We start from the raw sequence: 14,368 nt of genomic DNA, 5'->3' as shown, positions 1-14,368 counted from the left end.
CGTTCTACGTGGACTTCGACGCGCCGGTGTACGTGAACATCCTGGCCAAGGCCGCGCGGCGGCTGGCGCGGAAGGATCCGGAGGCCAAGCTCACCGTCACCGAGATGCTGCCCACCCCCGAGCACGCGTGGCTCACCGACGACCAGGGCAACGCGTACACCTCCGAACTCCGCTTCGTCGCCGTCGACCAGCACGACTGACAGCGCGACACACCCTCCGACGGGGTGTCCGGCCGCATCGGCCGGGCACCCCGTCCTTTGCTGTGCCCGCCGCCGGTACGAGGCCGTCCGCCGACCCGCTGCGAGAGCCCGCCGCGTACGGCCGGACCGGCCGTACGCGGCCGGCGTCCGGCTCCGCGTACGGAGGCCGGGCGGACCGGTCGGCCGCGAGCCCCCACCCGCGTACGCGCTCCCGGCCCCAGAGAGGGGGCCGCCCCGCGTACGGGCCCCGCTCGGCATACGGGCTCCGGGCCCCGGATGCGGCCCTGCCCCGGCGTGCGGACAGCACGGAGCCCGGCCGGATGGTCCGGCCGGGCTCCGTCGGTATCCTGCGCCGGGGTCAGCCCAGCAGTTCGGCCAGGGTCTCGGCCAGGGACGTGACATGGGGGAGGCGCATGACGCCGAAGTGGTCGCCGGGGACCCGGTGGGCCTCGACGGCGGCGTTCAGCTCCCGCCAGCGGTCCAGGTACTCCTCGTAGGTCTGGCCGAGAGCCACCTCGTGCTCGCCCCGGGCGAGTTCGTCGCTGATGATCAGGTGCAGCGTGCCGGGGAAGTAGCGGTGCCGGTAGGTGAGGGTCATCTCCATCACCTCGCGCCAGATCCGTGCCGACGGGAGCCAGACCCCGGCCCCGTTCCGCTCGGGGAGCACGATCCCGGTCTCCGGGTCCGCGTCGTCCACCAGATGGTTCAGCAGCTTCAGGATCTCGTCGCGCAGCGCACCCGTGTCCTCCTCCGGGCCGGCCGCGGCCAGCTCCTCCAGCTTGGCGGTGCAGCTCTCGATCAGCCGGAACTCCTCCCACAGGCCCTGCCGTTCGTGGCTGTCCAGGCCCGGGTCGAGCAGGATGAACGTCACCTCCTCGCCGTCCGCCCTCAGCCGGTCCGCCATCTCGGCGGTGATCCCGCTGCCGCCGCACCAGCCGAGCAGCCGGTAGGGACCGTGCGGGCGGGCCCGCCGGATCTCGGTGACGTACCGCTCGGCCATCTCCGCGGCGGTGGGCACCGGTTTCCCGGGGCCGGACTGGAGTCCGGGCCACTCCAGGGCGGCGACCGGCAGGTCCTCGGCCAGGTGCGGGACCAGCCGCTGGTACCAGTGGGCGCTGCCGCCCCCGGGGTGGACGCAGAAGAGGGGCGCCTGTCCGCCTTCCCTGCGCAGCCACATCAGGGCACTGCGCGAGGTGCCGCCCGTCCCGCCGCGTTCCGCCGCGGCGGCGACGGCGTCCAGGGTGTGGTGCTCCACGAAGGCCCGCACGGTCAGTTCCAGGCCGTGGCGTTCCCGCAGCAGTGCGATGGCCCGCAGAATCAGCAGGGAGTGTCCGCCGAGCAGGAAGAAGTCGTCGTGGACGCCCACCCGTTCGAGGTTCAGGACCTCCGCCCACACCTCGGCCAGGGCCCGCTCGGCGGCGGTGCGCGGAGCGACCACCTCGCCGCGGGTGACGACGCCGCCCGGCGCCGGCAGCGCGGCCCGGTCCAGCTTGCCGTTGGCGTTCAGCGGCAGCTCGTCCAGCCGGACCCAGGCGCTGGGCACCAGGAAGGCCGGCACCCGCTGCCGCAGCGCGGCGCGCAGGGCCGCCGGGTCGAAGGCCGCGTGCTCCTCCGGGACGACATAGCCGACCAGCTGCTTGTCGCCGTCCGGGCCCGGACGTACGGCCGCAGCGGCCTCGTGCACGCCGGGCAGGCCGTTCAGTCCGGCCTCCACCTCGCCGAGCTCGATGCGGTGGCCGCGCACCTTGACCTGGTGGTCGCGGCGGCCCAGGAAGTGGAGGACACCGTCCGGGTCCTGGCGGACCAGGTCACCGGTCCGGTAGAGCCTGCCGCCCGGCCAGGTGCCGGTGGGGTCGGGGACGAAGCGGTCGGCGGTCAGCCCCGGCCGGCCGAGATAGCCGCGGGCCACCCCCGGGCCGCCGAGCAGCAGTTCGCCGGGGACGCCGTAGGGGACCGGGTCGAGGTCCTCGTCGGTGACCAGCGCGGTGGTGTGCGCGATCGGCGGGCCGATGGGGAGGGGCCGGTCCGTCTGCTCCACGGTGAGGGCGTGCTGCCCGGTGGCGAAGGTGGTGCACTCGGTCGGCCCGTACATGTTGCTGACCCGCAGCCCGTGGCCGAGCGCGGTCCGCACCCGTCCGGCGGAGAGCACGTCCCCGCCGGTCAGCAGCGTACGCAGCCCGGTCAGCGCCTCGGGGCAGCTCTCCACCATCAGGTGGAACAGGCTCGTGGTCAGGAACGCCACGGTCACCCGCCGCTCCCGCAGGACCTCGGCGATGCCTGCCGTGGTGGGGGTGCCGGGCGGGACGAACGCCAGCCGGCCGCCGTTGGCCAGCGTGCCCCAAAGCTCGAAGGCGGAGGCGTCGAAGGCCAGCGGGGAGACCACCAGCACGGTGTCGTGAGGCCCGATCTCCGCGTGGTTCTCGCCGTGCACCAGGCGCACGACGTTGCGGTGCGTGACCTGGACGCCCTTGGGACGCCCGGTGGATCCCGAGGTGTAGATGACGTAGGCGGTGTTGTCCGAAGCGGTGCCCGCACCCGGATCGGTCCGCGGCTGAGCCTCCAGCTCGGCCCGTTCGGTGTCCAGCAGCACGGTCCGGACGCCGCTGGTGAGCAGTCCGGACAGCCGGTCGGCCAGCGCGGCGCGGGTGACCAGCAGTCCGGCGCCGGAGTCGGCGAGCAGATGGCCGATCCGCTCCTCGGGGTACTCCGGGTCGACCGGGACGTAGCAGCCGCCCGCCTTCACCACGCCGAGCAGGGCGATCACCGTCTCCGGGCCGCGCTCCAGGCAGACCGCGACGGGTACCTCGGCCCGGACCCCGCGAGCCCGCAGCAGGTGGGCGAACTGGTTGGCACGGGCCTCCAGTTCGCCGTAGGTGACGGTGGAATCCCCGTCGACCAGTGCCACGTCCTGCGGCCGGGAGCGGCCGGCGATCAGCTCCGGCAGGGTCACCTCGGGCGGCAGGGGACGGGGCGCCGGGGTGGTGGTGGGCCGGGCCAGCTCGGCGGCGTGGAAGGCGCCGGGGGCGGCCTCCGGCCGCTCGGCCATGGTCCGCAGCACCTCCACGAAGGTGGCGGCCATCGCCTCCAGCCGGGCCCGTCCGGCCCAGCCGGGGCGGCAGGTCATCCGCAGTTCGCCGGGGAAGGTCCACACGTCGAAGGTGAACTCGTTGGGGCTGCTGTCGGTGACGGCCTCCGGCGCGGTGGCGGAGTGGTCCAGCACATGGAAGTCGAGATAGCCGAAGATCACGTCGACCAGCGGGACGCCGCCGCCCCACTCGCGCTGCATGGCGGGCAGCGGATAGCGGCGGTGCGGCCAGAGGGCCGCCTCCTCGGCGAAGACCGCGCGCAGCAGCTCCTCCCAGCTGGACGCGTCCAGGTCCACCGCGAACGGCACGGTGTTGAGGTACATGCCGCGCACCTCGTCGCCGTCCGGCAGTTCGGGGCGGCCGTTGCACACGGCGCCCGCGAAGAAGCGGCGCTGCCCCGAGATCAGGCCCATCAGCTTCAGATGGGCGGTGTAGAGCACCGTCTTCAGCGAGGTGCCGGTACGGGCGGCGAGCCGGCGCAGTGCCGGGTCCAGTTCGGCCCAGGAGACCCGGACCTCGTGGGCGGGCCCGCCGGACTCGGCGAGCGCGGTGGGCGCGGGCAGCTCCAGGCGGGGGAAGCCGCCGATCCTGCCCTGCCAGAAGGCGCGGTCCTCCGCCGATGCGAGCGAGGCCCGCTCCAGCGCGATGAAGTCGGCGTAGCGGGCACGCGGAGGCGGGGTGACGGCGCAGTCGGCGTCGTCCCGGACGCGGCCGTAGTCGGCGCGGATCTCCTGGATCACCGAATGGTGGCTCCAGCCGTCCAGGATGGCGTGGCACTCGGTGTGCGTGAGGGTCCAGGCGCGCTCACCCGTGCGGTGCACGTGGTAGCGCAGCAGCGGGGCGCGTTCCAGATCGAACGGTATGTGCTGCTCGGCGGCGCGGAACTCCGCGATGGCGGCTCGCTGTTCGTCCGGTGTCAGCCCGCGCAGATCGGTGAACCCGACCTCGGCCTCGGCATGCTGGTGCACCAGCTGGAGCGGCCCGGAGAAGCCGGACAGCCGGAAGGAGGTGCGCAGGATCTCGTGCCGGTCGACGAGCCGCCGTATCGACTCGCGCAGCGCCGGGAGGGAGAACGGGCCGTCGTCGGCGAAGTGGAAACTGCTGACGTTCTGGTAGGTGTTGGCCTCCGGGCCGGCCAGCAGCTCGTACACCATCCCGGCCTGGACCTCGCCCAGCGGGTAGGCGTCGGCCAGCCCGTCCGGCAGCCGCTCCCGGTCGGCCGGGTCCAGCTGGGCGAACGGCGCGACCAGCCCGGGTCCCTGCCCGCCGCCTGCGGTCTCGGTGGCGACGGTGGCCAGCTGTGCGGCGGTGGGATGGGTGAACAGGTGCTGTACGGACAGGGCCAGGCCCCGCCCCTGGAGGGCGCCCACCGCGCGGATCGCCCGGATGGAGTCGCCGCCCAGGTCGAAGAACCGGTCGTGGACGCCGACCTGGTCGAGGTCCAGCGCGGCGGCCAGCTCCTCGGTGATCGCCCGCTCCACGGGGGTGCGCGGTGCCGTGTACTCACCCGCCCGGCTGTCGCGGCTGCGGTCGGGGGCGGGCAGCGCCTTGCGGTCGGTCTTGCCGCTGGCGGTCAGCGGCAGGGCGTCCAGCACCATCCAGTCGGCGGGCACCATGGCGTCCGGCAGCCGCTCGCGCAGCCAGGCCCGGATCTCGCCGGTGTCGGGGCGGGCGGTGCCCGGGGCGGCCGGTGCGGGGTGGCCGGTGAGATAGGCCACCAGCTGCTGCTCGTGCACCGCGACGGCCGCGGAGGCGACCGCGGGGTGCTCGTGGAGGACCTCCTCGATCTCGCCCGGTTCGATGCGCTGGCCGCGGATCTTGACCTGGTGGTCCAGCCGGCCCAGATAGTCGATGGAGCCGTCCGGCAGATGGCGGGCCAGGTCGCCGGTGCGGTACAGCCGTCCGCCGGGCGTCCCGCCGAAGGGGTCGGGGACGAAGCGCTCGGCGGTCAGCGCCGGTCTGCCGACGTAGCAGCGGGCCAGCTGGACGCCGCCGAGCAGCAGTTCGCCGGGGACTCCGACCGGCACCGGCCGCAGTGCCGCGTCCACGATGTAGGTACGGGTGTTGGAGATGGGCCTGCCGATGGTGACCCGTCGGCCGGGGACGCACGGGGCGCTGGTGACGTCCACGGCGGCCTCGGTCGGGCCGTAGAGGTTGTGCGGGGCGATCCCGAGGCGTTCGGCCGAGGCGGTGACCAGGTCCCCCGGCAGCGCCTCCCCGCTGCACACGACGCGGCGCAGCGAGGGCAGCTCGGGGACGGGGCCCGCGAGGAAGGCCCGGAGCATGGACGGCACGAAGTGCAGGGTGGTGATGGACTCCTCGGCGATGGTCCGGGCCAGATAGGCCGGGTCCCGGTGGCCGCCGGGGCTGGCCATCACCAGGGTGGCGCCGGCGGACACCGGCCAGAAGAACTCCCAGACCGAGACGTCGAAGCCCATCGGGGTCTTCTGGAGCACCCGGTCGGTGGTGTCGAGGCCGAACTCCCGCTGCATCCAGTGCAGCCGGTTGACGATCGCCCGGTGCTCGACCAGCACCCCCTTGGGGCGGCCCGTGGATCCGGAGGTGTAGATCACGTAGGCGGCGTCGCCCGGACCGGGCGCGGCTCCGGCCCGGCCCGGGACGCCGTCCGGGAGCAGTCCGCCGCGCGCCAGCGGCAGGACCGCGACCTCGGCGGGCACGCCGGAAGGTGCGGCCCAGGCGTCGGTGAGCAGGATCCGGGCGCCGGAGTCGGTCACCATGAACCGGCGCCGCTCCGGGGGGAGTTCCGGCTCCAGTGGCAGATAGGCGCTGCCCGCCTTGAGTACCCCGAGGAGGGCCACCAGCAGGCCGCGGGAGCGTTCCAGGCACACCCCGGTGACGGTGCCGGGGCCCGCGCCCCGGGCCCTGAGCGCGGCGGCCACGGCATCCGCCCGGTGGTTCAGTTCCGCGTAACTGAGCGTCCCGGCCTCGTCGGTGACCGCCACGGCGTCCGGGGTGGCCGCCGCCCGGGCCTCGAACAGCCCGTGCAGCGTGCCGGAGGGAAAGCGGGTGGCGGTGTCGTTCCAGTCGTGCACCACCTCGTGCAGCTCCGGCCCGGACATCAGCTCCAGACCGCCGACCGGCGCGTCCGGGTCGGCGACCGCGGCGGCGAGCAGCCGGGTGAAGTGGCCGGCCATGCGTGCCGCCGTGGCCGGGTCGAACAGCGATGTGGCGTAGTTGAGGCCGCCGGAGAGCGAACCGTCCGGCCGCTCGGTGACGCTGAGCGTCAGATCGAACTTGGCGGTGGTCTCGCCGACCGCCTGCCGCTCCACCGTCAACGTCCCCGTACCGCCGCCGTCGGCCCCTCCGGGGGCCTGTCCGTCGGCACCCTCCCAGAGGAACATCGCGCCGAATAGCGGTGTGCGGGAGGGATCGCGCTCCGGGGCGAGGGCGTTGACCAGCCGCTCGAAGGGCACCTCCTGATGGCCGTAGTCGTCCAGCGCGCCCTCCCGCAGCCGGGTCAGCACCTCGGCGAAGCCGGGGTCGCCCGAGAGATCGGTGCGCAGGACCAGGGTGTTCAGGAAGAGGCCCAGCATCTCCTGCGTCTCGGCCCGGTCCCGGCCGGAGACCGGGGTGCCGACCGCGATGTCGGTGCTGCCGGTGTACCGGCTCAGCAGCACCTGGAACGCGGCGAGAGCGGCCATGAACGGGGTGGCGCCGTGCTCGCGGGCCAGCCGGGAGAGGCGGGCGGCGACCTCTGCGGGCACGGTGAACGGGACGACCGCCCCGGTCTCGTCCCGGACCGCCGGACGCGGCCGGTCGGTGGGCAGCTCCAGCGGCGCGAGCCCGGCCAGCCGCTTCCGCCAGTAGCCGAGGCCGTCCTCCAGGCGCTCCTCGGTGAGCCGTTCGCGCTGCCAGAGGGCGAAGTCCGCGTACTGGAGGGCCGGCGGCGCGGGCGCCGGCCGCTCCGGGCCGGTCAGCCTGCGGTACCCGTCGGCCAGCTCGCGCACCAGCAGGTCCTCCGACCAGCCGTCCGCCGCGATGTGGTGCACGGTCACGAAGAGCGTGTGGTCCTCGGCCGCGCGCCGGGCCAGTACGGCACGGAGCACGGGTCCCTCGGCCAGGTCCACCGGCTGCCGCCGCGAGGTGCCGAGCGCGGCCAGGCGGCGGGCGCGGTCCTCCGGGTCCAGCCCGGTCAGGTCCTCCTCGGCGAGGTCCACCGGCGCGGGCGCGTCGATGACCTGGACCGGATCGCCGTCGACGACCGGGTAGCGGGTGCGCAGCACCTCGTGCCGTGCCACCAGCGCGTCCAGCGCGCCGCGCAGCGCCCGGACGTCGAGGGGCCCGCGCAGCCGCAGCGCGGCCGTCATCAGGTAGGTGGTGGAGCCCGGGCCGAGCCGGTCCAGTACCCACAGCCTCTGCTGGGCGAAGGAGAGCGGCAGCGGGCCGCCGCGCGGGGCGCGGGCGATGCCGTCGGACGGAGCCGGTGCGGCGGCCCCGCGCAGCCGCTGCCTCAGCAGCTGGGCGCGGAGTGCCGCGGGGTCGAGCGTCTGGTGCGTCATCGTGCGCCTTCCGGGTTCAGTAGTTCCGCGACCTCTGCGTCGGAGAGCTGGGCGATGGCCGCCTCGACGGCCTCGGTGACGGCCGCCGCGAGGGCGGCGACGGTGGTGTTCTCGAAGAGCCGGCGGAGCGGGAGGTCCACCGCGAAGGACTCCCGGATCCGGGCGAGCACCCGGGTGGCCAGCAGCGAGTGGCCGCCCAGGTCGAAGAAGTCGTCCTCGGCGCCGACCTGTTCGACGCCGAGCGTCTCGGCCCAGATGGCGGCCACCATCTCCTCGGCCGGATCCCGGGGCACCACATGGGCGCGTTCGGCGGTGGTGGCCGGGGCGGGCAGGGCCTTGCGGTCGATCTTCTGGCTGGCGGTCATCGGCAGGGTGTCCAGGGAGGTCCACAGCGCCGGGATCATGTAGTCGGGCAGCCGTTCCCGCAGATGCTCGCGGAGCACGGCCGGGTCCGGGGCGGCGGCGCCGTCCCGGCCGGTCACGTAGGCGGCCAGTCGGCGGTTGCCCGGGGTGATCTCGGGTGCGGTGACGGCCGCCGCGCCGACACCGGGATGCCCGGTCAGGGCGGCCTCGATCTCGCCGAGCTCGATGCGCAGCCCGCGGATCTTCACCTGCTGATCGATCCGGCCCAGGAACTCCAGGGTGCCGTCCGGCCGGTACCGCACCAGGTCACCGGTGCGGTACAGCCGCTCGCCCGCTCCGCCGAACGGATCGGGCACGAACTGCTCGGCGGTCAGTTCCGGCCGCCCGTGGTAGCCGCGGGCGAGCCGCACGCCGCCGACGCAGAGTTCGCCGGGGACGCCGAGCGGCACCGGGCGCTGCCGGGCGTCCAGGACGTAGGCCCGGGTGCCGGCGAACGGACGGCCCAGCGGCATGGAGGCGGTGTCCCGCTTCCCGTCGTGCTCGACCGTCCCGGTGTGCAGCAGGCAGGTGACGGTGGCCTCGGTCGGGCCGTAGCAGCAGACGAACCGGCCGGGCAGCCCGCTCGCCGCCCACTGCCGGGCGTCGGCCACCGTGACCACGTCGCTGCTGAGGTTGATCAGCTTGAGCCCGGTGAGCACGCTCGTGTCGTAGTTCATCGCCTCCCGGTAGTAGGCCGGGGTGGTCTCCATGACCGTGACGCCGTGCTCGGCGAGCCGGGCCGGGAGTTCGGCCGGGCTCCAGAACAGCGGATCGGCGATCACCACGGCGGCGCCGGTCAGCAGCGGGGCGGCGATCTGCTCCATCGCGACGTCGAAGGTCAGTGAGGAGAGCTGGACCACCCGTTCGCCGGGGCCGATGCCGTACGCGTCGGCGGCGATCCGGCAGTGGTGGGCGTAGGCGCGGTGGTCGATCATCACCCCCTTGGGCTGTCCGGTGGAGCCGGAGGTGTAGATCATGTAGGCGAGGTTCTCCGGAGCCGCCGGGACGTCCGGCAGCCCCTCGGCCGCGTCGGTGGTGAGCTCCCCGGCGTCGAGGGCGTCCGCGGTCAGCACCTGGAGTCCGTCGCCGGTGAAGGCGGCCGCGTGCTCGGCGGTGGTGACCACGAACCGCGCCCCGGCGTCCTCGACGGTCCGGGCGAGACGCCGCCGCGGATGGCGGGGGTCGAGCGGTACGTAGACCGCGCCCGCCCGCAGCACACCGAGCAGCGTCACCACGGCGTCGATCCCGCGTTCCTGGCAGGAGGCCACCACCGTCTCGGGACCGGCGCCCAGAGCCCGCAGTCGCCGGGCGAACCGGGCCGACCGCGCCTCCAGCGCGGCGTAACCGACCTCTTGCGCACCGAAGACCAGGGCGGTGGCGTCCGGGGTGCGGGCGGCCTGCCGGACGAACAGCTCCGGTACGGTCAGGTCGCGCTCGGCCTCGGGGAGGATCTCCGGCAGCCGGGCGGCGTACGGGTCGGGCCAGCTGCCGAGCAGCTGCCGCCGCTCGGTGCCGGTCATCAGCTCCAGCGCGGCCAGAGAGGTCTCCGGCGCGGCGGTCACCGACTCCAGCAGCCGCAGGTAGTGGGCGGCCAGCCGCTCCACCGTGGCGCGGTCGAACAGCGCGCTCGCGTACTCGAACCAGCAGTGCATCCGCCCGTCCGGGCGCTCCTTCACGGTCAGGGTGAGGTCGAACTTGGCCGTCCGCGGGCCCGCGTTGAGCGGTTCGGCCGACAGCCCGCCGAGGGTGGTGGTCAGCCCGCCCATGTGCTGGTGCTCGAACATCACCTGGAACAGCGGGTTGCGCGACAGGTCGCGTTCCGTCCCGAGCTCGTCCACGAGCTGCTCGAACGGCACGTCCTGGTGCGCGAACGCCTCCAGGCAGACCTCCTTCACCCGGGCCAGCAGCCCTGCGAAGGCCGGGTCGCCGCCCAGATCGGTGCGGATCACCAGGCTGTTGACGAAGAGGCCGAGCAGCCCCTCGGTCTCCTCCCGGGTGCGGGCGGCCACCGGGACGCCCACCGCGATGTCGGTGCGTCCGGTGTAGCGGTGCAGCAGCACCTGGAAGGCGCTGAGCAGGGTCATGAACGGGGTCGCGCCGTGCCGGGAGCCCAGCTCGGTGACCGCCCGGCCGACGGCCTCCGGGACATCGACGATGACGGTGTCCCCGGCGGCGTCGCGGGTGGCCGTCCGGGGCCGGTCGGACGGCAGCTCGACCGGGGTGAGCCCGCCCAGGCGGCCCAGCCAGTGGCCGAGCTGGCGGACCGTCTCCGGACCGTCCTCCCGGCCGCGCTGCCAGGCGGCGAAGTCCGCGTACTGGACCGGGCCGGGGCGCAGCGGTGAGGACCGTCCGGCGGCGAGCGCGGTGTAGGCGGTGTCCAGGTCGCGCAGGAACACCTTGGTGGACCAGGCGTCGAAGGCGATGTGGTGTGCGGCGAGCGCCACCCAGTGGTCCTCGGGGGCGGCGCGGATCACGGTGACGCGCAGCGGATGCTCGGCCGACAGGTCGAAGGGGGTGCACAGCGCCTCGTCGAGCAGCTCCCGGGCGCGGTCGGCCACGTCGTCCGCGCCGCCGGCGGCCCCGGTGAGGTCCACCAGCCGGAACGCCACCGGGCCCGGCGGGTCGATGAGCTGCACCGGGCTGCCGTCCCGGTCCGCGTACCGGGTGCGCAGCACCTCGTGCGCCCGGGCCACCTCGTCCAGCGCGCCCCGGAGGGCGGCGGTGTCCAGCGGACCGCGCAGCCGCAGCGCGAGCGGGATCAGATACTCCTGGCTGCCCGGCTCCAACTGGTCCAGGAACCACATGCGCCGCTGGCCGAAGGAGAGCGGCGGCTCGCCGTCCCGGGGCACCGGCACGATGCCGCCGTCCGCGGTGTCGGCGGCGCCGGTGGCCCGGTCGATGCGGGCGGCCAGGGCGGCGGGGGTGCGGTCGGCGAAGAGGTCGGCGACCGTCATCCCGATGCCGAAGGCGCGGCGCAGGCCGAGTACCAGCCGGATGGCGAGCAGCGAGTGGCCGCCGAGGGTGAAGAAGTCGTCGTCCAAGCCGGGTTCGGGGATTTCCAGGACCGCGGCCATCGCCTCCACGACGGCCCGCTCGGTCGCCGTACGCGGGGCGGTACGGTCCGGGTCCGCCGCGGCCGGCGACTGCGCGGCCTCCTTCGGCCCGGGCAGCGCGCGCCGGTCCACCTTGCCGCTGGCGGTCAGCGGCAGGGCGTCCAGCAGCACCAGCCGGGACGGCACGACCGCGGCGGGCAGCCGCGCGGCGAGGTGGGCCAGCAGCTCCTTCCGCAGCTCCGCGTCGGCGGCCCCGGGGGCGGCCGGCACGGCGTACGCGGTCAGTTCCAGTTCGCCGTGGGCGCCGGGCCGGGCCACGACCGCCGCTCCGGCGGCCCCCGGATGCGCCAGCAACAGGGCCTCGATCTCGGCCGGTTCGACCCGGACGCCGTGGATCTTCACCTGGTCGTCGGCCCGGCCCAGGAACTCCAGGGTGCCGTCGGCCCGCCAGCGCACCAGGTCGCCGGTGCGGTACCAGCGCCCGCCCGGCACGGTGGCGTACGGGTCCACGCCGAAGCGTTCGGCGGTCAGCCCGGGGCGGCCCAGATAGCCGCGGGCCAGCCCCACGCCCCGTACGCAGAGTTCTCCGGGCACCCCGATCGGGACCAGCAGGTCGGCCGGGTCCACCACGGAGACGCCGACGCCCGGCAGCGGGGCGCCGATGGCGACCGTGCCGGAACCGGGCAGTCCCTCGCCCGCGTAGCGGTGCGCGGTCGAGTCGATGGAGCACTCGGTGGGCCCGTAGGTGTTGGAGATCTCGACCCCGGGCACGACCGCGCGCAGCCGCTCGCACAGATCGGCGGGCAGCGGCTCACCCGCCGAGCTGACCAGGCGCAGCGCCGTGCAGCCGGCCAGTGCCGGTTCCTGGACGAGCAGGCGCAGCACCGAGGGCACCAGCTGGAGCAGCGTGACCCCGTGGCGGGCCATGGCGGCGGCCATCACGGACGGGTCCCGGTGCGCGTCCGCCGGGGCCATCACCACGGTGCCGCCGGAGACCAGCGGGGACAGGAACTCCCACAGGGCGGCGTCGAAGCCGATGGTGGTCTTCTGGAGCAGCCGGTCGGCGGCCGTCATCGCGTACGCCTCCACCGACCACAGCACCCGGTTGCGCAGCCCGCCGTGCGTCACCACCACGCCCTTGGGGGTGCCGGTGGACCCGGAGGTGTACACCAGGCAGGCCGCGTCGTCCGGGCCGGCCGGGTGGGGGAGGACACCGGGCGGCGCGCTCGGGGCACCGGCCGCGACGGACCACTCGGCGTCCAGGGCCCGGACCCGGAGACGGTCCCCGAAGCGGTCGCGCAGCGCCTCCTCGGTGAGCACCAGCTCCGCCCCGGAGTCCGTCAGGAGGAAGTCCCGCCGGGCGTCCGGGAGATCCGGTGCCAGCGGCACGAGGACGCCGCCGACGGCGAGTACGGCCAGGAGCGCGGTCACCAGATCCGGGCCGCGACGCAGGCTGACCGCGACCGGGTCGCCGGGGCGTACGCCCTCGACGCGCAGCAGGCCGGCCAGCCACGACACCCGCTCGGCCAGCCCCGCGTAGTCCAGCGGGCCGCCGTCGTCGGCGACGGCCGTCGCCCGCGGGGTGGCGGCCGCCCGGTCGAGCACCAGCCGGACCAGGCCGCGGCCGTCCCGGTCCCGGCCCGCCGGGTGGGCCGTCCCTTCGCCCCAGGCGGTGAGCGTGGCGCGCTCCGCCGGGGCGGCAGCCTCCAGCCGGTCAACCGGGGTGCCGGGCGCGGCGACCACCTGGTCGAGCAGGTGCAGGAAGTTCTGCGCCATCCGCTCGATCCGGTCCCGGTCGAAGAGCGCGGTGGGGTAGATGAACTCGCCCGCCACCGTGCCGTCCGGACGCTCCGTCAGGTGGAGGGAGAGGTCGAACGCGGAGCTCTGCGCCCCGTCGCCCACCCGGCTCACCTCCAGACCCGGCAGCGCGAACGGGCGGCGGTGCGCGTTGTGCAGGGTGAACGCGGCCTGGAAGACCGGGTTGCGCCCGGCGTCCCGCTCCGGGGCGAGGGCCGCGACCACCCGCTCGAAGGGCACCTCCTGGTGGCTGTAGGCGTCCAGAGTGGTGTTCTTCACCCGGGACAGCAGCTCCCGGAAGTCCGGTGCCCCACCCAGATTCGTGCGCAGCACCACCGTGTTGAGGAACAGGCCGATCAGCCGCTCCAGCCTGGCGTCTTCCCGGTTGGCCAGGGAGACCCCGACCGCGATGTCGTCCTTCCCGGAATAGCGGGCCAGCAGCAGCTGGTACGCGGCGAGCCCGGCCATGAAGAGCGTGGCGCCCTGCTCCTTGGCGAGCGCGGTGAAGCGGGCCGCCAGCGGGGCCGGCACGGTGAACGCGACCGTGTCCCCGGCGGCGTCCCACCGCGCCGGACGCGGCCGGTCGGTGGGCAGCTCCAGCGGTGCCACCCCCGCCAGCCGCTCCCGCCAGTGGCCGAGCTGCCGCTCCAGCAGCTCCGGCTGGGCCGCCCACCACTCGCGCTGCCAGTCCGCGTAGTCCGCGTACTGGAGCTCCAAGGGCTCCGGGGGCCGGACCGGCGAGGCGGCATCGGCGGCGAACGCCCCGTACAGTTCCCGCAGTTCGTCGGCGAGCAGGCCCCAGGACCAGCCGTCGAAGGCGATGTGGTGGAAGGTCAGCAGCAGGGCCGCGTCCTCCGGTGCCAGCCGGACCACGGCGACCCGCCAGGGATGGTCCCGGCGCAGATCGACCGGCGTGCCGGCCCAGGCGCTGCCGAACTCCCGCAGGCTCTGCTCCCGCCGGTCCTCCGGGACGTCGCCGAGGTCGGCGAACTCCGGCTTCACCGGCCCGGGTTCGTCGATGACCTGGACGGCGCGACCGTCCTCGTCGACGTACCGGGTGCGCAGCACCTCGTGCCGGGCGGCGATCTCGGTGAGCGCGGCGGTCAGCGCGTCCGTGTCCAGCGGGCCCCGGATTCTGAAGGTCTCGTGCATCAGATACTCGGCGGCGTCACCCGACCTGAGGTGGTCGAGCAGCCACAGCTGTTCCTGTGCGAAGGACAGCGGATATCCGCCGTCGACGGGTGCCATCGGTCGTGTCTCCCTGGGCAGGTGGTGGTGAGGGGCGGTGCGGGCGGAGGGTGTGCGGGCGG

At 74.7% G+C, this 14,368-nt stretch carries 2 protein-coding genes and 1 pseudogene; 1 reads left to right on the top strand and 2 read right to left on the bottom strand.

Going from position 1 to position 14,368, the window contains the following annotated elements; all coding sequences use genetic code 11:
• A pseudogene (locus AB0E67_RS33425) lies at positions 1-200 on the top strand (hypothetical protein); the annotation flags it as partial.
• A 358-nt stretch (positions 201-558) separates the two neighbouring features.
• Here the strand turns inward: AB0E67_RS33425 and AB0E67_RS33420 are convergent.
• Together AB0E67_RS33420 and AB0E67_RS33415 are read right to left on the bottom strand one after the other, a co-directional pair.
• Positions 559-7,806 carry an amino acid adenylation domain-containing protein gene (locus AB0E67_RS33420; RefSeq protein WP_362034034.1) on the bottom strand — a complete coding sequence of 2,416 codons (7,248 nt, stop codon included), beginning with the start codon at positions 7,804-7,806 and terminating at the stop codon, positions 559-561.
• On the bottom strand, positions 7,803-14,306 hold the full coding sequence (locus AB0E67_RS33415) for an amino acid adenylation domain-containing protein (protein ID WP_362034031.1): 6,504 nt from the start codon (positions 14,304-14,306) through the stop codon (positions 7,803-7,805). The genes AB0E67_RS33420 and AB0E67_RS33415 overlap by 4 nt, the downstream gene beginning before the upstream one ends.
• Between the last annotated feature and the right edge of the window lie 62 nt (positions 14,307-14,368).

Origin of the sequence: Streptomyces sp. NPDC032161 (assembly GCF_040636995.1) — a bacterium.
Taxonomy (GTDB): Bacteria; Actinomycetota; Actinomycetes; order Streptomycetales; family Streptomycetaceae; genus Streptomyces.
This window is presented reverse-complemented; position numbering and strand designations above follow the sequence as displayed.

Bases quoted from the DNA above. Each gene is read 5' to 3' on its own strand.
- AB0E67_RS33420 (WP_362034034.1), bottom strand. From the start codon at position 7,806: ATGACGCACCAGACGCTCGACCCCGCGGCACTCCGCGCCCAGCTGCTG.
- AB0E67_RS33415 (WP_362034031.1), bottom strand. From the start codon at position 14,306: ATGGCACCCGTCGACGGCGGATATCCGCTGTCCTTCGCACAGGAACAG.